General features: G+C 74.3%; 20 protein-coding genes. 14 read left to right on the forward strand and 6 right to left on the reverse strand.

Annotation, left to right across the window (positions count from 1 at the left end; genetic code table 11):
* Positions 1-407 precede the first annotated feature (407 nt).
* Positions 408-1391, forward strand: coding sequence for a nuclear transport factor 2 family protein (locus ITJ44_RS07145; RefSeq protein ID WP_194634124.1), 984 nt, complete (start codon positions 408-410; stop codon positions 1389-1391).
* A 54-nt stretch (positions 1392-1445) separates the two neighbouring features.
* On the opposite strand, the gene ITJ44_RS07150 is transcribed toward ITJ44_RS07145, so the two are convergent.
* The 3 genes from ITJ44_RS07150 to ITJ44_RS07160 form a co-directional block, all read right to left on the reverse strand.
* Positions 1446-2294 carry a LamG domain-containing protein gene (locus tag ITJ44_RS07150; protein ID WP_194634126.1) on the reverse strand — a complete coding sequence of 283 codons (849 nt, stop codon included), beginning with the start codon at positions 2292-2294 and terminating at the stop codon, positions 1446-1448.
* The gene (locus ITJ44_RS07155) at positions 2291-3346 is read right to left on the reverse strand and encodes a S26 family signal peptidase (RefSeq protein ID WP_194634128.1); all 1056 of its coding nucleotides are present in this window, start codon (positions 3344-3346) and stop codon (positions 2291-2293) included. Before ITJ44_RS07155 ends, ITJ44_RS07150 begins: the two co-directional genes overlap by 4 nt.
* 97 nt (positions 3347-3443) lie before the next feature.
* Positions 3444-4112: a hypothetical protein gene (locus tag ITJ44_RS07160; RefSeq protein ID WP_194634130.1), complete on the reverse strand. Its 669-nt coding sequence runs from the start codon at positions 4110-4112 to the stop codon at positions 3444-3446.
* Positions 4113-4338: 226 nt separating this feature from the next.
* Here ITJ44_RS07160 and ITJ44_RS07165 point away from each other — a divergent pair, with 226 nt between their 5' ends.
* Positions 4339-4836, forward strand: a complete 498-nt coding sequence (locus ITJ44_RS07165) for a MarR family winged helix-turn-helix transcriptional regulator (RefSeq protein ID WP_194634132.1) — start codon at positions 4339-4341, stop codon at positions 4834-4836.
* 76 nt (positions 4837-4912) lie between these two features.
* On the opposite strand, the gene ITJ44_RS07170 is transcribed toward ITJ44_RS07165, so the two are convergent.
* Complete coding sequence (locus ITJ44_RS07170) at positions 4913-5665, reverse strand: phosphotransferase (RefSeq protein ID WP_194634135.1); 753 nt, start codon at positions 5663-5665, stop codon at positions 4913-4915.
* 72 nt (positions 5666-5737) lie between these two features.
* Between ITJ44_RS07170 and ITJ44_RS07175 the strand changes: the two genes are divergently transcribed.
* Complete coding sequence (locus tag ITJ44_RS07175; RefSeq protein ID WP_194634136.1) at positions 5738-7126, forward strand: MFS transporter; 1389 nt, start codon at positions 5738-5740, stop codon at positions 7124-7126.
* Between the two features lie 13 nt (positions 7127-7139).
* Here the strand turns inward: ITJ44_RS07175 and ITJ44_RS07180 are convergent, their stop codons facing one another.
* Positions 7140-8327, reverse strand: a complete 1188-nt coding sequence (locus tag ITJ44_RS07180) for an NAD(P)/FAD-dependent oxidoreductase (RefSeq protein ID WP_194634138.1) — start codon at positions 8325-8327, stop codon at positions 7140-7142.
* Positions 8328-8504: 177 nt separating this feature from the next.
* Complete coding sequence (pcp, locus tag ITJ44_RS07185; RefSeq protein ID WP_194634140.1) at positions 8505-9146, reverse strand: pyroglutamyl-peptidase I; 642 nt, start codon at positions 9144-9146, stop codon at positions 8505-8507.
* A gap of 169 nt (positions 9147-9315) precedes the next feature.
* Here pcp and ITJ44_RS07190 point away from each other — a divergent pair, with 169 nt between their 5' ends.
* The 11 genes from ITJ44_RS07190 to ITJ44_RS07240 all read left to right on the forward strand — a co-directional run bounded on the left by ITJ44_RS07190 (position 9316) and on the right by ITJ44_RS07240 (position 24610).
* Positions 9316-10572 (forward strand): hypothetical protein, encoded by a 1257-nt coding sequence (locus tag ITJ44_RS07190; protein WP_194634142.1) that lies wholly within the window; start codon positions 9316-9318, stop codon positions 10570-10572.
* 106 nt (positions 10573-10678) lie between these two features.
* Positions 10679-11947, forward strand: coding sequence for a hypothetical protein (locus ITJ44_RS07195; protein WP_194634144.1), 1269 nt, complete (start codon positions 10679-10681; stop codon positions 11945-11947).
* A 116-nt stretch (positions 11948-12063) separates the two neighbouring features.
* The gene (locus ITJ44_RS07200; protein ID WP_228494833.1) at positions 12064-12333 is read left to right on the forward strand and encodes a hypothetical protein; all 270 of its coding nucleotides are present in this window, start codon (positions 12064-12066) and stop codon (positions 12331-12333) included.
* Positions 12334-12335: 2 nt separating this feature from the next.
* The gene (locus ITJ44_RS07205; RefSeq protein WP_370551643.1) at positions 12336-12602 is read left to right on the forward strand and encodes a hypothetical protein; all 267 of its coding nucleotides are present in this window, start codon (positions 12336-12338) and stop codon (positions 12600-12602) included.
* 157 nt (positions 12603-12759) lie between these two features.
* Positions 12760-13419 (forward strand): 4'-phosphopantetheinyl transferase, encoded by a 660-nt coding sequence (locus tag ITJ44_RS07210; protein WP_370551644.1) that lies wholly within the window; start codon positions 12760-12762, stop codon positions 13417-13419.
* Between the two features lie 64 nt (positions 13420-13483).
* A complete protein-coding gene (locus ITJ44_RS07215; RefSeq protein ID WP_194634149.1) occupies positions 13484-16855 on the forward strand; it encodes a thioester reductase domain-containing protein in 3372 nt (1123 codons plus the stop codon).
* Between the two features lie 256 nt (positions 16856-17111).
* Positions 17112-18707 carry an APC family permease gene (locus tag ITJ44_RS07220; protein ID WP_228494835.1) on the forward strand — a complete coding sequence of 532 codons (1596 nt, stop codon included), beginning with the start codon at positions 17112-17114 and terminating at the stop codon, positions 18705-18707.
* Positions 18704-19546, forward strand: coding sequence for an urea amidolyase associated protein UAAP1 (locus tag ITJ44_RS07225; protein ID WP_194634151.1), 843 nt, complete (start codon positions 18704-18706; stop codon positions 19544-19546). Before ITJ44_RS07220 ends, ITJ44_RS07225 begins: the two co-directional genes overlap by 4 nt.
* Entirely contained in the window at positions 19543-20235 is a 693-nt protein-coding gene (locus ITJ44_RS07230) for an urea amidolyase associated protein UAAP2 (protein ID WP_194634152.1), read from the forward strand. The genes ITJ44_RS07225 and ITJ44_RS07230 overlap by 4 nt, the downstream gene beginning before the upstream one ends.
* On the forward strand, positions 20232-23897 hold the full coding sequence (uca, locus tag ITJ44_RS07235; protein ID WP_194634154.1) for an urea carboxylase: 3666 nt from the start codon (positions 20232-20234) through the stop codon (positions 23895-23897). Before ITJ44_RS07230 ends, uca begins: the two co-directional genes overlap by 4 nt.
* 23 nt (positions 23898-23920) lie before the next feature.
* Positions 23921-24610: a TetR/AcrR family transcriptional regulator gene (locus ITJ44_RS07240; protein WP_194634156.1), complete on the forward strand. Its 690-nt coding sequence runs from the start codon at positions 23921-23923 to the stop codon at positions 24608-24610.
* The last annotated feature ends 78 nt before the right edge of the window (positions 24611-24688 follow it).

A 24688-nucleotide genomic window follows, 5' to 3' on the forward strand; every position in this document is an offset into this window, starting at 1 on the left:
GCACGACCGCCGTCACCGACCAGCTCGTCGTCGGCATCGCCAAGATCACCGTCAACACCAAGTAGCACCCCACCCGGCACGCCCGGGACGCACGACAACGAACGGCCCGGCCCTCGACGCCGGGCCGTTCGTCGTGCGCCGGGGAGGCGGCGACGGAGGCCGCACGTGCGGAGGGTCGCGGCCCCGCGCGCAGGGAAGCCCCCTCGCATGCGCAGCGAGGGGGCCCCTGCCGGGTGACTCGGACCCGGCGCTTGGGCTTCGGAACGGAGGGGCGATCGGGCGGGCGGCCCGGCCCGCGCGATCGGGAACGGACGACGCGCCTCGCCGCTCGCGGTAGCAGGGACTCCCGATGGGCGCCGCATCCATGCACATCGGAGACTTCCAGCCGCGGGCCGCACCCTACGTGCATGAGCGTTCAACGAATCCCCGTCTCCCTGCTCGCCCGCGGCACCGCCGCCCTCGCCGGCGTGGTCGTCCTCGCCGGCTGCTCGGCGCCGGGCGCGGCCTCGGCCGCCTCCGACACCACCCCCGACGCGACCACCGCCGTCGCCACCTCCGCCTCCGCCCCGGCGGGCGACGGCGGCACGACGGCCGACCGCACCGACTCCGACACGGAGGACCGGAACGCGACCGTCATCTCGACGCTGTTCACCGACGCGTTCCCGGATCCCGCCTCCGCCGGAGCGCAGGCCGCCGTGCTGGCGGCCGTCGCCCCGGACTCCACCGCGAACGGCGTCGGGGCGAAGGCCGGCCCGAGCGGAGTCCTCGACGAGTTCGCCACCGCGCACCAGCGCGTCCCCGGTGCGCACGCCGTGATCAAGCACATCGCCGCCGACGGCGACCTCGTGGCCGTGCACTGGCAGGTCGCCTCGAACCCGGACGACGAGCGCACCGGCGAGGCCGCGGTCGACCTCTTCCGCCTCGCGGACGGCAAGGTCACCGCGCGCTGGACGTTCGACCAGCCCATCCCCCAGGGCAAGCCCGCCAGCGGCAACACGAACACGATGTTCAGCGACCTCTACGAAGGCAAGGCCGACGCGCCCGAGCTGACCGAGCAGCAGGAGGAGGCGAACCGGCAGCTGGCCGTGGGCGCCTACGACACGCTCTTCCGGGATCACGACGCGAGCGTGCTCGACCGCTCGTTCGACCCGGCGTACCTGCAGCACAACACGGTCGCCGCGAACGGCACCGCGGCGCTCAAGGCGTTCTTCTCCGGGGGCGCGCAGTTCCCGGCGCAGCAGTCCGTGATCTCGCTCTCCGACGGCGACCTCGTCTGGACCTTCTCGCAGCCGGTCGGCGCGAAGGCGGACGACCCGTTCCTCGCGGCCGACATCTTCCGGGTGGACGGCGGCCTCATCCGCGAGCACTGGGACGTGGTGCCCGCGAGCTGATCCGACGCACGCACGCACACGACGGGACGGCCATGCGGCCGTCCCGTCGTCGCGTCAGCGGCCCGCGGTGTAGTGGTTCTGGACCTGCGTCGCCGTGAGCGCCGCGGAGTACACGGCGGCGAAGCGCATGCTGCCCGAGAAGTAGCGGCTCCCGGCGCCCGGCCAGGTGTCGAGGTTGTCGTAGCCGATGCGCCACCAGCCCGTCGTGCTCTCCGCCGTGCGATACGACGGGTTCGCCGCGACGGCCACCCCGTCGAGCCACAGGGTCATGCCCGCGGTGGGCGACATCGTCGAGACGACGTGGTGCCAGGCGCCATCCGTCACGGTGCCGGGGCTCGTGAGGGTCATGATCCCGGCGGCCTGCGTGAAGTCGCCGAACACGAGCTGGCCCGCGGTGTTGATGTAGGTGTGGCGGTCGTACGAGCCCGACAGGCCGGTCTGGCTGTCGCCGAAGCCGATGAGCTTCCCGCCCTTGACCGTGGTCTTGAACCACAGCTCGGTCGAGAACGCGCGCGGCGAGGTCTGCTGCAGGCCGTTGGTCACCTGGCTCGACGAGCCGTCGAGCAGGTAGGACGAGCCCGAGTCGCGCGCGCACGCCTGCGGGGAGGTGGCCGTGGTGCGCATGCTGCCGCGGTAGGTGCCGGGGTACGCACCCGAGTCGCTGTCCGTGGCGCGCGTGGAGCCAGCCGCCTCCGTGAACGCGTAGGCGAAGAGCGCGTCGGATCGGTCGGCCGCGAACGCGCTCGAGCACGTGAAGTACGCGGCGGAGGCGGCGGTGTCGTTCGAGTTGGTGATGGCCGCGGTGTACGCCCCGCTCGTGCCCGGCGCGAGGAGGAGCACGGCGCCGAGGGCGACCGCGGAGACGGACGCGGCGATCCCGGCGAGGCGGGCGGAGACGCTCACGCGCGACGCCGCTCGCGCTCGGCGGGCAGGCCCACGATCAGCGTGATGAGGAGGGGGAGCGCGCAGAGGACGGCGAAGAGGATCCAGCCCCAGAGCGGCAGGTCGAGCGTGGAGGACACGTCGTGGAAGCGACCCGCCTCGCCCGCGGGCGCGGTGATGGTGCCGACCTGGCCGGCGGCGAGGGTGGCGTGGGTGCCGCCCTCCGCGGCGATGCGGATGGGGAGCATGCCGGTGGAGACGACCGTCGCCTCCACGTCGCCGCCGCGGGTCGCGGCGTCGAGCACGACGAGTCCGACGAAGGGCTTGAGCAGGAAGACGGTGACGGCCGCGACGAGCGCGCTGCCGAGCATGCGCATCGAGGCGCGGTGGGTCGGCGAGCCGATGGGGCGGGTCAGCACCATGACGATGACGATGCCGGCGACGAGCAGCGGCACGCCCTTCGCGAGCCAGCCGAAGCCGGGGAGGATCGTGGTGGCCTGGCCGACGAGGTGCGCCTGGTCGGTCTTCCAGGGATCCACCGCGCCGTTGATGTCGCCGCGCGTGGTGAGCCCGTCGGCGTCGACCGCGATGACGCGGTGCGTGTAGGTCTCGTCCGGGGTCGTGGAGGGGTGGAAGCTGACGACGTCGCCGACCTGCACGTCCGGGAGGAGGACGGGGGTCGTGAGGAGCAGCGTGCCGACGGGGGCCGTGGTGCCCATCGACGGGGTCTGGACGACGAACCACCGCCCGCCGGACGCCTGGAAGAGGAGCGTCGTCGCGACGAGCGCGGTGAGGAGGACGGTGGCCGCCCACATGAGCACGGTGCGGCGGCGGATCGTGCGGGATGCGCGCGCGGTGCGGCGGGTCGCGGCACGCAGGGGGAGCTCGGGCGCGGGGCCGGTCGGCGCGAGGTGCGGGTCGTCCGCGAGGAGATCGAGCTCGTGGCCCAGCTCGAGGTCGAGGTCGAGGTCGAGCTCCAGCGCGAGGTCGAGCTCCAGGGCGTCGATCGCCGCGGTGTCGGTCGTCGGGACGGCGACCGCGGGGGCGGTCGGGCGGTCCTGGATGTCGGTCATGGGGCGCCTCCCGGGTCAGGGGCTCGTGGGGGACGGGGTGCGGGGCCGCCTCTCGGCGGCCCCGCGGGGGGATCCGGCGGGGAACCGGCGCAGGGGACTAGCTGGCGAAGGTCCAGGTGAGGGGCAGCGAGGCGCCGAGGCCCTGGTACGTGTTGCCGGCGGAGGAGTCGAGCGTGACGGCGAACGTGAAGTCGGTGCTGCCGTTCGCGGCGAGCGCGGTCAGCGTCTTGGCCGAGGAGCCGGCGAGCGCGGCGGCGGTGCCGGAGTAGACGGGCGCGCTGGTGCCGGCGGCGGTGATGACGACGTTGAGCTTGGCGCAGAAGTCGGTGGCCGAGCCGTTGACGGTGCCGTTCTTGGACTGCGAGCAGGCGGCGCCCGGGGTCAGCGTGAAGGTGGAGGCCTTCGACGAGCCGACGTTCTTGATGGTGACGACGCTCGTGACCGTCTGGCCGGGGATCATCGTGGTCGAGCCGCCGAACTTGTTGATGGTGGAGCAGGTGGCGGCGTTGGAGTCGACCCCGCCGGTGGCGCTCGTGCTGAGGCAGGTGACGGTCGGGGCGCCGTTGGCGCCGGCCTGCGACTCCTGCATGACGAGCGAGCCGGAGGCCGCCGTGTTGGTGTCGTTGGTGATCGAGGCGACGAAGCCCGACAGCGTGCCGGACATGGAGACGGAGAGGAGGACGGCGGCGGCGACGCCGGTGGCGATCGCGAGGGGCGCGAAGCGGACGCGGGCGGTCTTGGCGGTGGGGGCGATGTGGTGCGACATGGTCTGACTCCGGGAGGTAGGGGGAGGACGGGGCGGGTGAGCCCCTGGGGAGGGAGCTCGGTGACTCGCTGGGCAAGTACCTCGAATATACAGATACTCAGATTCCGTGCAATCACCCCACTGCGGGGGGCAGGCGTTCGCCGAGGGGATCGCGGCCGCGCGGGGCGCGTTACAGTCGCTGGACCGCCCCGGATCCGCCGGATCCCCCGACGCAGGGACACCCGACATGAGCCCGGAGAGATCCGCTCCCCGTCGCCGCGACGACGCCGCGGCCCTGGACGCGCTCGCCAACGCGCTGCACATGGTCGAGACCGCGCAGCGCCACCTGCGCACGCGCATCGCCCAGGACATCGGGGTGAACGTGACCGACCTGACCGTGATCAGCGTGGTCGGCGAGCTCCACCGGATGACCCCCAAGCACCTGGCCGCCGAGATCTCGATGGGCACCGGCGCCGTGACCGCCGTGATCGACCGGCTGGTCGGCGCCGGCCACCTCGACCGCGTGCCGAACCCGCGGGACCGCCGCAGCGTCTTCCTCGAGCTCACCGCCACCGGCCGGAAGACCCTCGCGCGCATGGAGGCCGACTACCGCACGGCGGCCGCCGTCGCGCTGCGGGCCTCCCCCGCGCTCGGCACCGAGGAGACGGCCGAGGACATCGCGCGCGCCGCGATCGCGATGACGGCGCACACCATCGACGGGCCGGACGCGGGCGCATCCGCGTGAGGGACGGCCGCGTGAGGGACGGCCGTGCCGGATCTCGCCGACCAGGTCGCGGCGCGGATCGCGCGCGGCGGAGGTCTCAGGCCGGGCCGGGGTGCGCGCGCTCGGCGTCGAGTATCCCGCGGAGGAACCCGGCGTCGGCCGAGTAGGAGGCGGCCTCGTCCCGGAGGTGCGGCTTCCCGAGCTCGTCGGCCTTCGCGAGCGAGATCTCCGCGAGGTCGTGGAGGCGCAGCATGGCGATGCGGATCACGTCGGTCCAGGTCGCGTCGGATCCGTACGCGTCGAGGAGCAGGGCCACCCGGCGGCGCGCGTCGTCCCTGCCGGGCGCGCCCTCCGGGGTGGATCCGGTGAGCGGCACCGCGCGCGTGGCGAGGTACGCGATGTCCCAGATGCGCGGGCCGGGCGAGCACATGTCGACGTCGATCACGCCGATCAGGCGGCCGTCGGCGAAGACCAGGTTGTGCGGCGCGAAGTCGTTGTGGCAGATCACCTCGGCGGGCACCTTGACCTCCGACTGCCAGACGGCGCCGCCCAGCATGAAGCCGATGCTCGCGTCGTGCAGCTCGCGCAGGCGGCGGCCGGCCTGCACGAGCACGTCGTCGGCCCAGATCCAGTCGGGCAGCGGGTAGACGGGCACGTCGCCGTGCATGAACGTGAGCCGCTCGCGGCCGCCCTCGATGCCGAGCGGCTGCGGGATCCTGTCGACGCCCGCGAGCGCCAGGTGCCGCAGGTACCGGTGCACGGTCGGGGTCCAGGGGCCGGCGTCGCGCGTGACGGTGTCGCCCTCGCGCTCGACGCGGTTCATGTTGCCGCCGGCGAGGGGTCCGTCCATCGGGCCAGCGTAGGGGCGGGCCCGTCCGCCCCGCGACCCTGCCGCGACACGTCCACCGACTAGGTTGCGACCATGAGCACCACCGCGCCCGGACGCATCGACGAGCCCGCCGCCCCTCCCCGCCGACGGGTCGCCGCGTGGGCGCTCTGGGACTGGGGATCCGCCGCCTTCAACGCGGTCGTCACCACCTTCGTCTTCAGCACGTACCTCGCCAGCAGCCTGTTCGTGGATCCCGCCATCGTCGCGGCCGCCGGGGACGACGCCCGGAACCCGGCGCTCGTGGCCGCCAAGGCCGACACCTCCGGCGTCATCTCGCTCGCGCTCACCATCGCGGGCCTGTTCATCGCCCTGCTCGCGCCCGTGCTCGGGCAGCGCTCCGACGGATCCGGGCGCCGTCGCCTCTGGCTCGGGATCAACACCGGGATCGTGGTGCTCGCGATGCTCGGCATGGTGTTCGTGGAACCCGTGCCCTCGTACCTGTGGCTCGGCGCCGTGCTGCTCGCCACCGGCAACGTGTTCTTCGAGTTCGCGAGCGTGAACTACAACGCGATGCTCGTGCAGGTGAGCACGCCGCGCACCGTCGGCCGCGTGTCCGGCCTCGGCTGGGGCATGGGCTACGTGGGCGGGATCGTGCTGCTCGCGCTGCTGCTCGGCCTGTTCCTCTTCGACTTCGGGACGCCCGGCGCGTCCGGGCTCCTCGGCCTGCCCTCGGGGGCCGCGGGCGGCGCGCTCGACGTGCGCATCGCGATCCTCGTGGCCGCGATCTGGTGCGCGGTGTTCTCCATCCCCGTGCTCGTGGGCGTGCCCGAGATCCCGGCGATGCCGGGTCGCGCGCGGCAGGGCATCGTGGCGTCGTACCGCACGCTGTTCCGCCGGATCGCCGAGCTGTACCGGGAGTCGCCGCGCGTGCTCGTGTTCCTGCTCGCGAGCGCCGTGTTCCGCGACGGGCTCGCGGCGGTGTTCACCTTCGGGGCGATCATCGCCGCGCAGGTCTTCGGGTTCACGACCACCGAGGTGCTGCTGTTCGGCGTCGCGGCGAACGTGGTGGCCGGCATCGGCACGTTCGCGGCCGGCTGGTTCGACGACCGGTTCGGCGCGAAGCCGGTGATCCTCGTGTCGCTCGCGTGCCTCATCGTCGGCGGGTCCGCGGTGCTCGCCGTCGGCGACGCCAAGGCCGGCTTCTGGGCGACGGGCCTGTTCCTCTGCCTGTTCGTGGGGCCCGTGCAGTCGTCGAGCCGCACCTTCCTGGCGCGCATCTCCCCCGCCGGCCGCGAGGGCGAGATGTTCGGCCTCTACACGACCACGGGACGCGCGGTCTCCTTCCTCGCGCCCGGCCTGTTCGGCATCGCGGTGGCGATCACGGGGGACACGCGCTTCGGGATCATCGGCATCGTGATCGTGCTGCTGGCAGGGCTGCTGCTCATGCTGCGGGTGCGCGGGGCGGACGCGCGGGTGGCGTGACGCGCCCGCGCCGTCAGGCCAGCTCGAAGTCGTAGAGCTCGGATCCCGCCCCGGCACGGCCTCGCGCGGCCCGGCGGTCGGCGAGCGGCATGATGACCCGGTCGCGCACCGCGGCGCCCGCCGGCCCGAGGAGCTTGATCCGATCGAGCCACTGCCCCTGCTGGATCACGTACGCGACCCTCTCCTGGCGGCGGCGGACGAGCTGCGCCACGACGCCGGCCGGGTCCGAGCCCGCGGCGAGGAGGCGACCGAGCACGGCCGCGTCCTCGAGCGCGAGGGACGCGCCCTGGCCCGATGACGGGGAGATGGGGTGCGCGGCGTCGCCGACCAGGACGACCCGGTGCGAGCCCCACGCGGGAGGGGCCTCCCGGCGCGGGAGGCGGGCGTCGAGGTCCGGCGTGGCGGGGATCAGCTGCGCGAGCGGCAGCCCGTCCCGGGCGCCGAGCCGCAGCAGCGGATCCGCCCAGTCCTCCGACGCGACGGGCGCGGCCGGGGCGGACCCGCGGCGGGTGACGGGGACGCGGGGGTTCGCGAACCAGCCGGTGGTGCCGTCCTCGAGGATCGCGTACGCGAGGAAGCAGTCGCGCCCGAAGCGGAACTGCAGGGTGCCCGGCAAGGAGGCGGAGGCGGGCAGCGCGCCCGCCCGGGCCGTGCCGCCGACGTAGACGAGGCCGGTGACGCGCTCCGCGGTGCGGGCCGCGTGCGCACCCAGACCCGCCCGGACCGCCGAGCCCACCCCGTCCGCGCCGATGACGAGGTCGCCCGCGTGCCGTTCCCCGTACTCCGTCACGAGGGTCGCTCCCCGCCCGTCCTGCTCGACGGAGGTCACGCGGGCCGCGTGCACCGTGCGCGCGCCGACGCGCGCCGCCTCCTCGCGCAGCAGCGCGTGGAGGTCCGCTCGCCGCAGCGAGCGGGTCATGAGGCCCTCACCCGGCTGGGGGCCGAGCGGCAGGTCCGCCGTGCGGCGCCCGTCGGCCGCGCAGATGCGGACCCGCGGGGTGGCCTCGCCGAGGGAGCCCGCCGCGTCGCCGAGCCCGATGGCGTCGAGCGCGACCATGCCGTTGCTCGCGATCTGGAGCCAGGAGCCCGTCGCCTCCGCGGCGCCCCGGCGTTCGAGGACGGTCGCCGCGTGCCCCGCGCGGCGGACGGCGATGGCCGTCGCGAGGCCGGCGATGCCGCCGCCCGCGATCACGACGTGCATGCGGGTGTCCCGAGGTCGAGCATGGTGAGCCTCTCAGGCGTCCCGGATCCGTGGCCGGCGTGACGCGCGGACAGAGGACGACGCCCGCGAGGGTAGGCGGCGCGACCCGGGAGCCGCTGGGCGGATCCCCAGGCCCGGGCGCGACGGAGGAGGTCCGCCGCGCCCGCGGCCCGCCGCTCAGTCGAGCGAGCCGCCGCCCACCTTCACGTCGGTCGCGGTCGCGAGCGTCGCGCGGACGACGGCCGTGAGGGCCGTCGCGATCCGGTCCATGCGCATGTAGGGGCGATCGGTGCCGATCGCCTCCTCCGTCGAGTAGGGGATGTGGACGAAGCCGCCGCGGGTGCCGGGGCGCGCGCGCAGCTCGTGCATCAGCAGGTAGAAGACGTGGTTGCAGGTGTAGGTGCCGGCGGTCTGCGAGACGACCGCGGGGATCCCCTTCGTGCGGACCGCGGCGACCGCCGCCTTGATCGGCAGGGTGCTGAAGTACGCCGCCGGGCCGCCGTCGACCACCGGCTCGTCGATGGGCTGGAAGCCCGTGTTGTCCGGGATGCGGGCGTCGTCGACGTTGATCGCGATGCGCTCCACCTCGAGCGTCTCGATGCCGCCGGCGAGGCCCACGGAGATCACGACGTCCGGATCCACCTCGGCGAGCGCCGCCCGCAGCGCGTCGTCCACCTTCGCGAAGTCGACGGGCAGCTGCCGCACCTGGATCTCCGCGTCGCCGTCCCAGCGGTCGCGCACCTCCTGCACGGCCGTCCACGACGGGTTGCTGGTGTCGCCGTCGAAGGGCTCGAATCCGGTGAGGAGGACGGTGGGCATGCGGGGGCTCCTGGGCGTTCGGGTCGGTGGGGAGACGGCCGCGCGAGACGCCTCGCGACAACGCTACGCCCCGGGCGAGGGCCGCCAGGACTGGGGTGGTGCGCCGCCCCATGGTCCGGAGAAGGATGCGCCGTGAGGGTCATCGGGGCCCGGGACGGAGCGCACCACCATGATCCGCACGACACGGAGACGACGTCTCCCCCTCACGGCGCTGGCCCTCGCGCTCGTCGCCGGCACGGCCCTCGCGGGGGCGGTGCCCGCGCAGGCGGCCGATGCTGCCGCGAGCAGCAGGACGCCCGGCGCATCCACCCCGGCGGCGGCCGCCATCCCCGCTCCGATCTTCTCCAGCGGGGAGAACCTCGGGAAGGGTCCGGAGCCGACCATCCGCGGGATCATCCGCCTGGGGCCGGGCACCCCGGACACCACGGGGCTGGACTACGAGTACCAGCTCGATGGCGCACCGTGGAAGGAGCTGACCTCCGCCGTCGACTTCGACATCGAGTACGACGTCCCCGCGCCGGCCGGGGATCACACCCTCGCCTTCCGGGTCGCGGGTGTCTGGGACGGCGTCCCGGTGGTCGGCGCGGCCTCCTCGACGCGGACCGTGCGCTCCTTCGGCGTCGCGCTGGCCTACACGCCGGAGGTCGTGGTGGACGGCCCGCGCATCACCGTCAGCTGGGACCTGCGGGCCGCGCTCAACGGGACACCGGATCCTGCCGTGTACTACATCGTGGGCGGCGAATTCGTCGACGTGGACGCGGTGGACTCGGTGACCTTCGAGCCCGGGTACGACGCCAGCGTCGACTTCACGCTGACCTACGGCCCGAACAGCGACGCCGCCCGCTCCTTCACCCGGGTGTACTACACGGGCAGCGCGCCGGGCGGCGCGGCGCTCACCTCGGTGCCCACCCCGGCCATCGTCGGCCGGCCGATCGTCGGCACGACGCTCTCCGTGCGCACCGGCCTCTGGCAGCCCGCGCCCGTGACGCTCTCCTACCAGTGGTACAGCGACGGCACGCAGATCCCCGGTGCGTCGGGGCCGACCCACACGGTCAGCGGCTACGACGCCCGCACGCGGATCACCGTCGAGGTGCGCGGGACCCGCGACGGCTACCGGGCCCAGACGCGCATGTCCGCGCCCACGCCGCGCGTACCCGTGCCCGTCGTCACCGCCGGGCGGCCGACGATCCGCGGGAAGGCCGTCGTGGGCGGCACGCTGATCGCGAACCCCGGATCGTGGAAGCCGGCGTTCCTGGAGCTCACGTACGAGTGGTTCCGCGACGGGGAGAGGATCGACGGAGCGACCGGCACCACCTACCAGCCGACCGCGGCCGATCGCGGCCACGACATCACCGTGCTGGTCTACTCGGATGACGCCTACTACAGCGGCACGACGGCGATCAGCGCGGCACGACGCGTCTCCTGACCCAGCGCCCCCGTCCGGCGAGCACGGCCCGGACGGGGGGATGCGCGGCGGCCACCTCGGCGAGAACCATGGACACGGGCGACCCGGCCCGCACGGAAGGAAGACCATGACCCGCACCTCACCGAGGCGACGCCTCCCCCTCACCGCCCTGACCGTCGTCGTCGCGGCCGGCACCGCGTTCGCGGGCGTCGCGCCCGCGCAGGCGGCCGACGCACCCGCACCCGCCGCCGGCTCCTTGACCGCCGCAGCGGTCCGCATCCCCGCCCCCACGGTGCGCGGCTACGGCTTCGACTACAGCGCCCAGGCGAACTTCCACGGCGTGATCTCGGTGGACCTCGCCGGCATCACCGACAACTCCGGCCTCCGCTACGAGTACCAGCTCGACGGCTCCGGACCCTGGCTCTCGGACGGGACCGGCAGCGTCTCCGGCGACGAGGACGAGGTCTACATCCCGGCCTCCCCCGGCGAGCACCTCATCAGCGTGCGCGTCGCCGGGACCGTGGACGGCGTCGCCGTCACCGGCACGGCATCCGCGCCCACGACGGTCCGGTCGGTCGGCGGCCCGGACGAGTACACGCCCGAGGTGATCGTGGACGGCCCGTCCGTCACGTTCCGCTGGGACGTGCGCGCGGCCCTCAACGGCTTCACGCCCGAGGAGAGCGACATCTTCTACCAGATCGACGGCGGCGCGCTCGTGGACGCCGGCGGCACCGGATCCGTCACCGTCACCCCGGGCTACGGCAAGCGCGTGGCCTTCGACCTGACCTTCGGCCCGATCCCGGACGCCTGGCGCTACGTGCACGTCGAGGCCGACACGGCGAGCGCGCCGGGCGCGCAGGCCCTCACGTCCGCCCCGCAGCCCCAGATCCTGGGCACGGTCGAGTACGGATCCACCCTCTCCGTGCGCACCGGCCTCTGGCAGCCCGCGCCCGTGACGCTCGAGTACCAGTGGTTCCGCGACGGCGAGCGGATCCCCGGAGCGACCGGCGCCACCCGCACGGTCGACGCATACGACGCCGGGCACCGCCTCACGGTGTCCGTGCGCGGATCCCGCGACGGCTACGTCCCCGTGACCCGCACGTCGGGGCAGACGAAGAAGGTCGCCGCGCCCGTCATCACGGCCGGCACGCCGCGGATCACGGGCAACCCGGTCGTCGGCCGCACGCTGAGCGCGCAGCCCGGCGTCTGGAAGCCGTCGTCGCTCGAGCTCGGCTACCAGTGGAAGCGCGACGGGAAGGTCATCACCGGAGCGACCGCGAAGACCTACACGCTCACCGAGGCGGACCGCGGGCACAGCGTGACCGTCGTGGTCAGCGCCGTCATCTACCTGTACGACAACCAGGCGCGCGCGAGCGCGGGCGTGAAGGTGCGCTGACCCGCGCATCCGACCCGCGACGGGCCCGGCTCCTCCACGGGGCCGGGCCCGTCGGCGTCCGCGCCCGTCCGGGTGATCGCTCGGGCGGGAGCGCTCCCGGCCGCTAGCTTCGGGGGATGATCCCCTCCGCCGCCGCCAGCATCGGCATCGCCCTCTACATCCTCGTGATCCTCGCGCTCGTGGCCCTCTCGGTCGTCGCGACCGTGGTGCTCATCCGGCTCGCGCTCACCGCCCGGCGCACGCTGCTCGTCACGACCGAGCTGCAGGAGGCCCGGCTCGAGCTGATCCGCGAGCAGACCGCCCGGCTGCAGGCGGACGACGGCGACGGCGACGCGGTCGGCGGCCCGTACGCGCCGGGCGCGGGCCCCGTCGGGCCGGGCGCCTGACCGTGGGCGGCACGTCCGACAGCATCCTGCTGCCGACCGCCTACGACATCGGCTGGTCGCTCGCGCTGCTCGCGGCCGTCGCGCTGGTGGCGCTCGGGGCGGTGCTGCTCGTCGTGCTGGTGCGGGTCGCGCTCGACGGACGCCGCACGCTCGCCGCGACGTCGGCGCTCGACGAGGCACGGATCGAGCTGGTGCGCGAGCGCACGGCCCGGCTGCGCGCGGGCCTGCCGGACGCGGCGGGCCCCGGGGCGGAGGATCCGGCCGCCTGACTCCCGGCCGAGGTCACGCCTGCGAGGGCTGCCCGTCGCTCGGCGTCGTACCGCCGTCGACCGGTCGCCGGCCCGCCCTCCGCCACCGGGGCCGCGGAGTGTAGTACCCCGTCCGGCACCCGGGAACCTCGGAGGAAGCGGGCGTCTAGTTGTGTCAGTGCAACTACTTTCGTCGATCACCTGGGAGGGCCTCCTCCCCGATTCCGTGGTCGTGACGACCGCGGAGCACGACGTGGAGGGGATCCTCGGGGACGACGAGAGCGACGCCGTCGCGACGGCTCTCCCGGGCCGGCGCGCGGAGTTCGTGACCGGTCGCGTGCTCGCCCGGCAGGCGCTCGCCGCGCTGGGCGTCCGATGCGGATCGATCCCGGTCGCGCGGAGCGGAGCGCCCGTGTGGCCGGCCGGGATCGTCGGCAGCATCACGCACTGCGCCGGGCTCCGCGCGTGCGCCGTCGGACGCCGCGACGAGCACGCCGGGATCGGCATCGACGCGACGCCCGCCCTCCCCCTCCCGGGAGGCGTGCTGGCGCGCGTGGCCGATCTCGGCAGCGCACCCGTCGCCGCGGGCCTCGACGCGCTCCGCGCCGCGGGGGTCGCGAGTGCGGACAGCGTGCTCTTCGCGGCCGCCGAGGCCGTCGCGAAGGCGCGGACGTCGGCGCATGGCGGGTGGTACGGCATCGACGGCGCGCACGTCGCGCTCCATGCGGACGGCTCCTTCGCCGTCCGCGCCCGTCGGGGACCGGCGTTCGCCGGGAACGGGAGATGGGCCGTGGCCGAGGGGATCGCAGTGGCGGGCATCGCGCTCGACGAGCACTGAAGCCGGCGCGCAGGAGCGCGCCGGGACGAACGAGGAGAGGACGAACACATTGGGGACCGAGCACATGGGGACCGAGCAGATGGGGACCGAGCACATGGGGAGCGAGCACGACGACACGTCGATCGAGGCGATCTTCGAGCGGCACGCCGACCGCACGGCGCTGCGGGAGCGGTCCGGGCCGGACATCGCGGACACGAGCTTCCGGGAGCTGTGGGACCGGGCGAGCGCGCTGGCCGCGGCGCTCGGGGAGACGGTGGCCGCCGGCGACCGCATCGCCGTGCTCGGCACCGCGACCGCGGACGCCGTCACGCTCGACCTCGCCACGTGGATCCTCGGCGCCGTGAGCGTGCCCCTGCAGGCGAGCGCGCCCGTGGCGGCCCTGCAGGCGATCGTGGGGGAGACGACGCCGGTCTGGATCGCCGCCACCGTCGAGCAGGCCGCGACGGCCCGGGCGGTCGCCGACGCATCGGGCGACGACATCCGGACGATGCTGCTCGACAGCGGACGCGACAGCGGCAGCGATACCGACCTGACGCTCGACGCGCTCGTCGCCCGCGGGGCCGGCCTCCCGCGCCGGAGCCCGTGGCACCCCGCACCCGGCGAGGATCCGCTCGCGCTCCTGCTGTACACGTCCGGCAGCACCGGCACGCCGAAGGGCGCGATGTACACGCGCTCCATGGTCGAGCGGATGTGGCACGTCCTCCGGCCCGACCCCGCCCGGGCCGCGGACGCCGCGGACGGCATCGTCGGGTACGCGTACCTCCCGATGAGCCACCTCACCGGCCGCTCCTCCCTGCTCGCCACGCTCGGCCGCGGCGGCACGGTCGCGCTCGCGACCTCGAGCGACCTGTCGACGCTCTTCGAGGACCTCCGGGCCTTCACCCCGACCGAGTTCGTCTTCGTGCCCCGCGTCGCGGAGATGCTGCGGCAGGAGGGCGACCGCGAGGAGCAACGGCGGCTGGCCGCCGACGGCGAGGACCCGGACGCGGTCCGCGCGGCGGTCCAGGCCGACCTGCGCGTGCGGGCGTTCGGCGGACGGATCCGCCAGGCGATCTGCACCAGCGCCCCGCTCACGCCCGGGCTCCGCACCTACGTGGAGGAGTGCCTCGGGCTGACCCTGCACGACCTGTACGGGTCGACCGAGGCCGGCGGGATCCTGCACGACGGGGTCGTCCAGCAGCCTCCCGTCACCGCGCACAAGCTCGTCGACGTGCCCGAGCTCGGGTACCGCACCACCGACCTGCCGCACCCGCGGGGCGAGCTGCTCATCAAGAGCACCGCCGTGATCGCCGGGTACTTCCGCCGGCCGGACGTCACCGCCGCGGTGTTCGACGAGGACGGCTTCTACCGGACCGGCGACGTCATGGCGCAGACGGCCCCCGACACCTACGAGTACCTCGACCGTCGGAACAACGTGATCAAGCTGTCGCAGGGCGAGTTCGTCGCGGTGGCGTCCCTCGAGGCGACCTACGGCGGGACGCCCGAGGTGCACCAGATCGCGCTGCACGGCGACAGCCGGCACGCGTTCCTCGTCGCGGTCGTCGTGCCGGCGACCGCCGGGGCGTCGGAGCGCGACATCCTCGCCGCCCTCCAGCGCACGGCCCGCGAGCACGGGCTCGCCCCCTACGAGGTGCCCCGCGGCGTGATCGTCGAACCGCAGCCGTTCACGGTCGACGACGGCATGCTCTCCGACGCCGGCAAGCTCCTGCGCCTGCGCCTCACGCAGCGGTACGGCGAGCGCTTCGCCGCCCTCTACGACGCGCTCGCGGAGCAGCAGACCGGCACGCTGGTGGCCGCCCTCCGCGAGCGCGTGGGCGACGAGCCGACGGTCGACACCGTGGTGCGCGCGGCCCTCCAGCTCCTCGGGGCCGAGGTGCCCCCCGCCACCGCCGCAGCCGCCCGGTTCCAGGACCTCGGCGGGGACTCGCTGTCCGCGCTGACGTTCTCCGGGATCCTCGAGGACGTGTTCGACGCCGAGGTGCCCGTCGGAGTCATCACCGACCCGACCAACGACCTTGCCGCCGTCGCCGCGTTCGTGGAGCGCTCCGCCTCCGACGACCGGCCGACCGTCACCCGCGTGCACGGCGCCGGCGCCTCCACCCTCCGCGCGAGCGACCTCCGTCTCGACCGGGTGCTCGGCGGCGTCCCGGCCCCGGTCCGCCGCGCCCCGGCCGGCCGGCCGGGATCCCGGACCGTCCTGCTCACCGGCGCGAACGGCTACCTCGGTCGGTTCCTGGCCATCGACTGGCTCGAGCGCCTCGCCCCGGAGGGCGGGTCGCTCGTGTGCATCGTGCGCGGCGCCGACGACGCCGACGCCCGGCGCCGCCTCGACACCGCGTTCGCGGCCGACCCCGCGTTCGCCCGGCGCTTCGCCGAGCTGGCGGGCTCGCTCGAGGTGCGGGCCGGCGACGTCAGCGAGCACCACCTCGGCCTCGACGACGCGCGGTGGGAGGATCTGGCCGCCCGGGTCGACCTCGTCGCGCACGCCGCGGCGCTCGTGAACCACGTCCTCCCCTACTCGGCGCTGTTCGGTCCGAACGTCGTCGGCACGGCCGAGGTGATCCGTCTGGCGATCGCCGCCGGCAGCGTGCCCGTCACCTTCGTCTCGAGCGTCGCCGTCGCGGGCGGCGCACGACCGAGCGCTGCCGCCGACGCCGCCCCGTCCGCGCCCGCCGCGCTCGACGAGCACGCCGACATCCGCGCCCGGATCCCCGAGTGGTCCGTCGGCGACGAGTACGCCAACGGGTACGGCGCGAGCAAGTGGGCGAGCGAGGTCCTGCTCCGCGAGGCGCACGACCAGCACGGCGTCCCCGTGGCCGTGTTCCGCTCCGACATGATCCTGGGGCACCCGCGCTGGCGCGGCCAGCTGAACCTCCCCGACGTCTTCAGCCGGCTGATGTGGAGCGTGCTCACCACCGGGCTCGCCCCGGCGTCGTTCGTCCGGCGCGGCCCCGACGGCGAGCGGCAGCGGTCCCACTACGACGGCCTGCCTGCCGACTTCACGGCGGCGGCGATCGACGGGATCGGCGCGGCGCTCACCGAGGGGCACCGCACCTTCAACGTCGTGAACCCCCACGACGACGGCGTCTCGCTGGACACCTTCGTCGGCTGGCTCCGGGAGGACGGCCACGACATCGAGCTCGTCCCCGACCACGCGGAGTGGGTCGCCCGGTTCCGCCAGGCGCTGGGGTCGCTCCCGGACGCGGATCGCGCCCGGTCGGTCCTGCCGCTGATGCACGCGTTCGCCGCACCGGAGGAACCGCACGCCGGATCGGCGATCCCCGCCGACGCGTTCGCCGAGGCCGTCCGCGCGGTCCGGCCGCTCGGATCGCCGGAGATCCCGACGCTCGACCACGCGCTCATCACCAAGGTGGCCGACGACCTCGCGTTCCTGGGGCTGCTCGCGCCGATGCCGGTGCCGGTGGCGGCCGCTTGACGCCCACGCACGGGGACTGAGTTCGAGGGGCCGGCAGCCACGCGCTGCCGGCCCCTCCTGTCGTGTCGGCGGCCGGCGACGACGACCGGATCCGTCGCCGGAGGAGAAGATACACGCCGGTAACACGAGGGAAACCGCGGTGATACGGGGCAGAACCACACTGGACGGAAATACCTATCAAACGATAGATACTCCGACCGGGCAACCGGATCCGCGGCGCATCCCCACCCCGCGCCCTCCGTGAGAGGCCAGCAGATTGAGCACCCCGCACACCCCATCGCCGGCGGCGACACCCGCCGCGGCCCCGACTCCGCTGATCCCGCCCGGCTACGCCCAGGAGCTGCACCGCGGTGTCGGCCCCTTCTCCTCGTTCGCGGCCGGGTTCTCCTTCGTCTCGATCCTCACGACGGTGTTCCAGCTCTTCGGCCTCGGCTTCGGGCTGGGCGGCGCCGCCTTCTTCTGGGCGTGGCCGATCGTGTTCGTCGGCCAGCTGCTCGTGGCGCTGAACTTCGCGCAGCTCGCCGCGTCGTGGCCCATCTCGGGCGCGATCTTCCAGTGGTCGAGCCGGCTCGCGGGCACGACGTTCGGCTGGTTCACCGGCTGGACCATGATCGTCGGCCAGATCCTCACGGTCGCCGTCGCGGCCATCGCGGTGCAGGCCGTGCTGCCGTCCATCTGGGCCGGGTTCCAGATCGTGGGCGGGCCGGACGCGGATCCGTCGGTCGCCTCCCCCACGGGATCCGCCAACGCCGTGCTGCTCGGGATCATCATGCTGGCGGTCACGACGGTCGTGAACATCCTCAGCGTGCGGCTCATGGCGCGGGTGACGACGGCGGGCGTCGCCATCGAGATGGTCGGCGTCGTCGCGCTCGTCGCCGTGCTGTTCCTGCTGCCGAAGCGCGGGCCCGAGGTCGTCTTCTCGACCGCGGGATCCGCGAGCGAGGAGCCGTACGTGTGGGCGTTCCTCGCCTCCTCGCTCATGGCCGCGTACGTGATGGTCGGCTTCGACTCCGCGGGCGAGCTCGCCGAGGAGACCCACAGCCCGCGGAAGACCACGCCCAAGACGATCATCCGCGCGCTCACGGTCTCCGGGCTCGGCGGGGCGCTGCTCATCGTGGGCGCGCTCGTCGCGGCGCCGAGCCTCACCGACGGCCAGCTCGCCACGCAGGGGCTCGCGTGGGTGATCACCTCGGTCGCCGGCGAGGTGGGCGGCCGCCTGCTGCTCTGCGCGGTCGCGGTCGCGGTGTTCGCGTGCACGCTCGCCGTGCAGACCTCGGGCACCCGCATGATCTACTCGATGGCCCGCGAGAGGGCCCTCCCCTTCCACCGCCAGCTCGCGCGGGTGTCGCCGCGCACGGGCACGCCGGTGCTCACCTCCGTCGTGGTCGGGGTCGGCGCGGTCCTCGCGCTCGTGGTCAACGCCGGGCAGTCCGCCATCTTCACGGCGCTCTCGAGCCTCTGCATCGCGATGCTGTACCTCGCCTACCTCGGGGTCACCGGGCCGCTGCTCGTGGCCCGGATCCGCGGGCGCTTCCCGGCGGGCGGCGTCGACGAGGACGGCAAGCCGCTGTTCACGCTCGGCCGCTGGGGGATCCCGGTCAACGCCGTCGCCGTGCTCTTCCAGGCGGCCATGGCCGTGAACCTCATCTGGCCGCGCCCCGAGATCTACGACCTCACGGGCGAATCCTGGTGGCTGCAGTACAGCGCCCTGCTCTTCATCGGCGCGACCCTCGCCGTGGGCTGGGGCTACCACGCGTGGCGGCACCGCTCCGACGGCCCCATCCGGCTCACCGAGGTGCCGACGACCGCGACCATCCCCGTGGTCGAGCCGGCGGCAGCGGGCATCCGATGAGGGACCTGCGCACCACCGACAGCGTCACCGCGTCCCGCGCCGACGCCCGCGCGCAGGCCGACCGCCGGAGCGAGTGGATGCCGTACGTGCCCGCGTCCTCGTCGCCGCACCGGCCGGACGGCGTGGCCGCGGACGCGCTCACCTGGGCCGAGACCGTGGCGCCCGGCGGGTACGCGCACCGGGTGCTGGCGCGCGGATCCCGCCTCCGCCTCGACGACCCCACTGGCGACGCGTGCGCGCACGTCGTGCTCTACGACGCGCTCGCGCCGTGGGAACGGCTGAACGTCGCCGACACCGTGAAGATCCCGTGGCAGGCGTACCTCGGCGAGGGCTCCCCGCTGCTGAGCGGCGACGGCCGGATCCTCGCGAGCGTCGTGGAGGACACGTCCGGCCACCACGACGCGCTCTGCGGCACCTCCACCGACGCGCTCAACGACCGGCGCTACGGCGGATCCGCGCCCGAGGGCCCCACGCCGAGCGGCCGGTCGCTGCTCGTGAAGGCCGCCGCCAAGCACGGCCTCACCCGGCGCGACCTGCCTCCGAGCGTCTCCTTCTTCCAGGGCGTGCGCGTGGAGGAGGACGGCGCGCTGCGGCCCACCGGGTCCGCGGGCGCCGGCACGCACGTGACGCTCGTGGCCGAGATGCCGCTCCTGGTGCTGATCGCGAACGTGCCGCACCCGCTCGACCCGCGGCCGGCCTACACGACGGGCCCGCTGCGGATCCATGCCTGGCGCGGATCCCCCACCGGGCCCGACGACGCGCGCTTCCACGCCACCCCCGAGCTCACGCGCGCCTACCTGAACGCGATCGACCACTGCGAAGCGAGAGGAACCCGATGACCCGCACCGTGGCATCCCCCGTCCCGACCGGCGCCGTCCACGCGCCCGACGCCGTGCTCGACTGGGGCTCGTCGCTCGTGGCGGGCCGGGTCGTGCGCGACGACCGCGTGGCGCCGCTCGCGCCCTGGTCCGCCGTCGTGCGCGCGGGCGAGGTGCTCACGATCGTGGACGTGGGCGGCAACCAGTCCGCCGACTGCCTGGTCTACGACGCCCAGGACACGCACGAGCGCTACAGCGTCCCCGACACCCTCGTGGCGCAGGGCAACGCGTACATCCGCACCGGCACCGTGCTCATGTCGAGCGAGGGCCGGCCGCTGATGACCGTGGTGGGCAACGAGATCGACCGCCAGGACACCCTCGGCGGCGCCTGCTCGAAGGAGTCGAACACGCTCCGCTACGGGCACCACACCGCGTACCAGCACGGCTGCCGCGAGAACTTCCTGACCGAGGCGGCGCGGCACGGGCTGGGCGCGCGCGACATCGTGTCGAACATCAACTGGTTCATGAACGTGCCCGTGGAGGCCGACGGATCCCTCGGCATCGTCGACGGCATGAGCGCGCCCGGCAAGCGGGTGGCCCTCCGCGCGGAGCGGGACGTGCTGGTGATCGTCTCCAACTGCCCGCAGATGAACAACCCGTGCAACGACTTCAGCTGCACGCCGCTGCGGATGATCGTGGTCGCGCCGTGAGCGCCCTCGTGAGCGGCGCCGGCGGCGAGCCCCGCGCGCTCGACCTCGACACCGTCCTCGTCGCGAACCGCGGTGAGATCGCGTGCCGCGTGATCCGCACCGCGAAGGCCATGGGGATGCGCACGGTCGCGGTCTTCTCCGACGCCGACCGCGCAGCCCCGCACGTGCGCGAGGCCGACGAGGCCGTGCGTCTGGGCCCGGCCGCGCCGCGCGAGTCGTACCTGCGCATCGACGCGATCATCGAGGCGGCGCGCGCGACGGGCGCCGGCCTCATCCACCCCGGCTACGGGTTCCTCAGCGAGAACCTGGAGTTCGCGTCGGCCTGCGAGGAGGCGGGGATCCGCTTCGTCGGGCCGACCGCCGACCAGATCCTCGCGTTCGGCGCGAAGCACACCGCGCGCGAGCTGGCCGAGGCCGCCGGGGTGCCCCTGCTCGCCGGGACCGGCCTCCTCGCGGACGCCGACGAGGCCGTGGGCGAGGCCGAGCGCATCGGCCTGCCCGTGATGCTCAAGGCCACGGGTGGCGGGGGCGGCATCGGCATGCAGGCGTGCGCGACGGCCGCCGAGGTCCGGGAGGCGTTCGGGCGGGTGACGCGGCTCGCGGAGTCGGCGTTCGGATCCACCGGCATCTTCCTCGAGCGGCTCGTGCGCCCGGCCCGGCACGTGGAGGTGCAGCTCGTGGGCGACGGCGCGGGCCGTGTCGCGGTCATCGGCGACCGCGACTGCTCGCTCCAGCGCCGCAACCAGAAGGTCATCGAGGAGGCGCCGGCGCCGGCGCTGCCCGACCGCGTGCGCGCGCAGCTGCACGCCTCGGCCCGCGCGCTCGCGGAGTCGGTCTCCTACCGCAGCGCCGGCACGGTCGAGTTCGTCTACGACCCGGTGCGCGAGGAGGCCGCGTTCCTCGAGGTGAACACGCGCCTGCAGGTCGAGCACCCCGTCACCGAGGAGGTGCACGGCGTCGACCTCGTGGAGCTCATGCTGCGGCTCGCGCGCGACGGCGCCGCGGGGCTGCCCGACGACCTCTTCACGCGGGAGTGGATCCCTGCGGGCCACGCCGTCGAGGCGCGCGTCTACGCGGAGGACCCGGCGAAGGGATCCCGGCCGTCGAGCGGCCTCGTGACGCAGGCCGTGCTGCCGTCAGGGCCCGGGATCCGCGTCGACGGCTGGATCGAGACCGGCCTCGAGGTCTCGGCCTCCTACGACCCGCTGCTGGCGAAGGTCATCGCCACGGGCGAGACCCGCGACGACGCGCTCGACCTCCTCGGCGAGGCGCTGGACGGCTCCCGGATCGACGGCATCGTCACCAACATCGGCCTGCTGCGGGCGCTCACCGACGACCTCGAGCTGCGCACGGCCACGCACTCCACGTCGACGCTCGACGTGACCGACGACCCGGCGCCGCGCATCGACGTGGTCTCCCCCGGCACCATGACCACGGTGCAGGACCTGCCCGGTCGGCTCGGGTACTGGCAGGTCGGCGTGCCGCCGAGCGGGCCGTTCGATCCCGTGTCGCTCGCGGAGGCGAACCTCGCGGTCGGCAACCCGGAGGGCGCGCCCGGGCTGGAGATCACGGCGGACGGGCCGACCCTCCGCTTCTCGACCGCGTCCGTGGTCGCGGTCACGGGCGCTCCCGCGCCCGTCACGATCGACGGGGAGCCCGCCCGGATGTGGGAGCCGCTCGAGGTCGCCGCCGGGCAGGCGCTCGCGATCGGCCGCGCTGACGGGCCCGGGCTCCGCCTGTTCCTGGCCGTCCGCGGCGGGATCGACGTGCCCGCGTACCTCGGATCCGCGTCCACCTTCACGCTCGGCCGCTTCGGCGGGCACGCGGGCCGGGCGCTCCTCGCGGGCGACGTGCTGCGGCCCGGATCCCCCGACTCCGACGCCGACCACCCCGCGTTCCCCGCGGGCGCGCGCCTCGGGATCATCGGCGGCCCGACCCCGGCGCACCGCCGGCCCGCGCTCACCTCCGCGTGGGAGATCGGCGTCACGGAGGGCCCGCACGCGGCGCCCGACTTCTTCACGCGCGCCGACATCGACGTGCTCTACGCCACCGACTACGGCGTGCACCACAACTCGGCGCGCACCGGGATCCGGCTCATCGGCCCGCGGCCCGGCTGGGCGCGCGAGGACGGCGGCGAGGCGGGCCTGCACCCGTCGAACATCCACGACACCCCGTACGCGGTCGGCGCGATCGACTTCACGGGCGACACCCCGATCATCCTCGGTCCCGACGGGCCGTCGCTCGGCGGGTTCGTGTGCCCGGCGGTCGTGGCGAGCGGCGAGCTGTGGAAGCTCGGCCAGCTGCGGCCCGGCGACACCGTGCGGTTCGTGCCCGTGACGGAGGCGGCCGCCGCGTCGCTCGTGGACGCGCGCTCCTCGCTCCAGGTGATCCGCGCGGGCGGCGACGGCGACGACGGCGTGATCGGACGGCTCGAGCCCACCGATGCGCGCCCGGGCGTCGCCTACCGCCGCGACGGCGACGACAACGTGCTCGTCGAGTACGGCGACATGACCCTCGACATCGCGCTCCGCATGCGCGTGCACGCGCTCATGACGCGCCTGCAGGAGCACACGCCGCCGGGCGTGCTCGAGGTGACGCCGGGGATCCGCTCGCTCCAGGTCCGCACCGACGCGCGCGTGCTGAAGGCGACAGCCGTCACGCGGCTGCTGCAGGAGCTGGAGGACGAGATCCCGCCCACCGGGCAGCTCGTCGTGCCGTCGCGGAAGGTCCGGCTGCCGCTCTCCTGGGACGACCCGGCGACGCGCCTCGCGATCGAGCGCTACATGGCGGGCGTCCGCGACGACGCGCCCTGGACCCCGTGGAACATCGAGTTCATCCGCCGCATCAACGGCCTCGACTCGGTCGACGACGTCTTCCGCACGGTCTTCGACGCGAGCTACCTCGTGCTCGGCCTCGGCGACGTGTACCTCGGCGCGCCCGTGGCCACGCCGTTGGATCCGCGCCACCGCCTGGTGACCACGAAGTACAACCCGGCGCGCACCTGGACCGCCGAGAACTCGGTCGGCATCGGCGGCGCGTACCTCTGCATCTACGGGATGGAGGGGCCGGGCGGGTACCAGTTCGTCGGCCGCACGGTGCAGATCTGGAACCGCTTCCGCCGCGGCGGGCTCTTCCAGGACGACCCGTGGGCGCTGCGCTTCTTCGACCGGATCGAGTGGTACCCGGTCGGCGCGGAGGAGCTGCTCGAACTGCGCGCCGAGACGGACGCCGGACGCGGTCACTACGAGACCGAGGACGGCGAGTTCTCCCTCGCCGACCACCACGCGTTCCTGGCGGCGAACGACGCGTCGATCCGCTCCTTCCGCCAGACCCAGACGCGCGCGTTCGAGGAGGAGAAGGCGCGCTGGCGCCTGTCGGGCGAGTTCGACGTGCGCGACGAGCCGCCCGTCGTCGAGGCCGCGACCGTGGCGATCCCGCCGGGCGCGACGGCCGTCACCGCGCCGTTCACGTCCACCGTCTGGCGGGTGGACGTGCGCCCGGGCGATCCCCTCGGCGTCGGCGACGCCGTGCTCGCGGTCGAGGCGATGAAGATGGAGTCCGTCGTGGGCGCGCCGGTCGCGGGCCACGTGCTCGACGTGCTCGTCCGCCCCGGCGAGCAGGTCGCGCCCGGGCAGGTGCTCGCCGTGATCGGAACAGCGTGATCCCCACCTGCGAGGATGGCCGGATGGCCAAGGACGACAAGCCGGCCCGCGTCGGCCGCCCCCGCGCGGTGCCCGACGCCGGGTCCCCGCTGAGCCCGCGCGAGCAGATCCTCGACGCCGCCGCCGCGCTCTTCGCGGAGCACGGGCTGAGCGGCACGTCCACGCGCGCGATCGCGGAGCGGGTCGGGATCCGGCAGGCATCCCTCTACTACCACTTCGCCGGCAAGGACGACCTGCTCGTCGAGCTGCTCACGCGCTCCGTGCGGCCCAGCCTCGACGTGGTCCGCGGCATCGAGGACCTCGTCCCCGACCGCGCCTCCGCGGCCGCCGCCCTGCACGCGCTCGTGATGGCCGACTTCCGCACGCTCGCCGACACCCCGCACAACATCGGCACGCTCTACCTGCTGCCCGAGGTGCAGGGCGAGCGCTACGACGGCTTCCGCCAGCAGCGCCGGGAGCTGCAGGACGCCTATGGCCGCATCGGCACGGCGGCGGCGAGCGCCGACGTCCGGTCGACCATCGGGCCGGAGGCGCTGGGGGCCGTGCTGATCCAGCTGGCCGAGCTCGTGATCCAGCTCCGCCGCCGCGGCGAGCCGGGCGACGCCGACCGCGACGCCATCGCCGCCACGTGCCTGCGGGCCTGCGGGCTGGGCACCGCCGAGATCTTCGAGGCGCGACGCGACGCGGAGCAGCTGCTGGCTGTCACGACATGAAGACCGACTCGTGCTTACGTGGGCGCGCTAATCGTGACACCCCTCCCGAACATCACCTGTCGTTGACTCAGTACCCGC

The sequence above is a fragment of the Clavibacter sp. VKM Ac-2873 genome (genome assembly GCF_015351075.1).
Taxonomy (GTDB): domain Bacteria; phylum Actinomycetota; class Actinomycetes; order Actinomycetales; family Microbacteriaceae; genus Clavibacter.

Bases quoted from the DNA above. Each gene is read 5' to 3' on its own strand.
- ITJ44_RS07145 (WP_194634124.1), top strand. From the start codon at position 408: ATGAGCGTTCAACGAATCCCCGTCTCCCTGCTCGCCCGCGGCACCGCC.
- ITJ44_RS07175 (WP_194634136.1), top strand. From the start codon at position 5,738: ATGAGCACCACCGCGCCCGGACGCATCGACGAGCCCGCCGCCCCTCCC.
- ITJ44_RS07230 (WP_194634152.1), top strand. From the start codon at position 19,543: ATGACCCGCACCGTGGCATCCCCCGTCCCGACCGGCGCCGTCCACGCG.
- ITJ44_RS07180 (WP_194634138.1), bottom strand. From the start codon at position 8,327: ATGCACGTCGTGATCGCGGGCGGCGGCATCGCCGGCCTCGCGACGGCC.
- ITJ44_RS07165 (WP_194634132.1), top strand. From the start codon at position 4,339: ATGAGCCCGGAGAGATCCGCTCCCCGTCGCCGCGACGACGCCGCGGCC.
- ITJ44_RS07215 (WP_194634149.1), top strand. From the start codon at position 13,484: ATGGGGACCGAGCAGATGGGGACCGAGCACATGGGGAGCGAGCACGAC.
- ITJ44_RS07240 (WP_194634156.1), top strand. From the start codon at position 23,921: ATGGCCAAGGACGACAAGCCGGCCCGCGTCGGCCGCCCCCGCGCGGTG.
- ITJ44_RS07195 (WP_194634144.1), top strand. From the start codon at position 10,679: ATGACCCGCACCTCACCGAGGCGACGCCTCCCCCTCACCGCCCTGACC.
- ITJ44_RS07225 (WP_194634151.1), top strand. From the start codon at position 18,704: ATGAGGGACCTGCGCACCACCGACAGCGTCACCGCGTCCCGCGCCGAC.
- ITJ44_RS07155 (WP_194634128.1), bottom strand. From the start codon at position 3,346: ATGACCGACATCCAGGACCGCCCGACCGCCCCCGCGGTCGCCGTCCCG.
- ITJ44_RS07160 (WP_194634130.1), bottom strand. From the start codon at position 4,112: ATGTCGCACCACATCGCCCCCACCGCCAAGACCGCCCGCGTCCGCTTC.
- ITJ44_RS07190 (WP_194634142.1), top strand. From the start codon at position 9,316: ATGATCCGCACGACACGGAGACGACGTCTCCCCCTCACGGCGCTGGCC.
- ITJ44_RS07200 (WP_228494833.1), top strand. From the start codon at position 12,064: ATGATCCCCTCCGCCGCCGCCAGCATCGGCATCGCCCTCTACATCCTC.
- pcp (WP_194634140.1), bottom strand. From the start codon at position 9,146: ATGCCCACCGTCCTCCTCACCGGATTCGAGCCCTTCGACGGCGACACC.
- ITJ44_RS07170 (WP_194634135.1), bottom strand. From the start codon at position 5,665: ATGGACGGACCCCTCGCCGGCGGCAACATGAACCGCGTCGAGCGCGAG.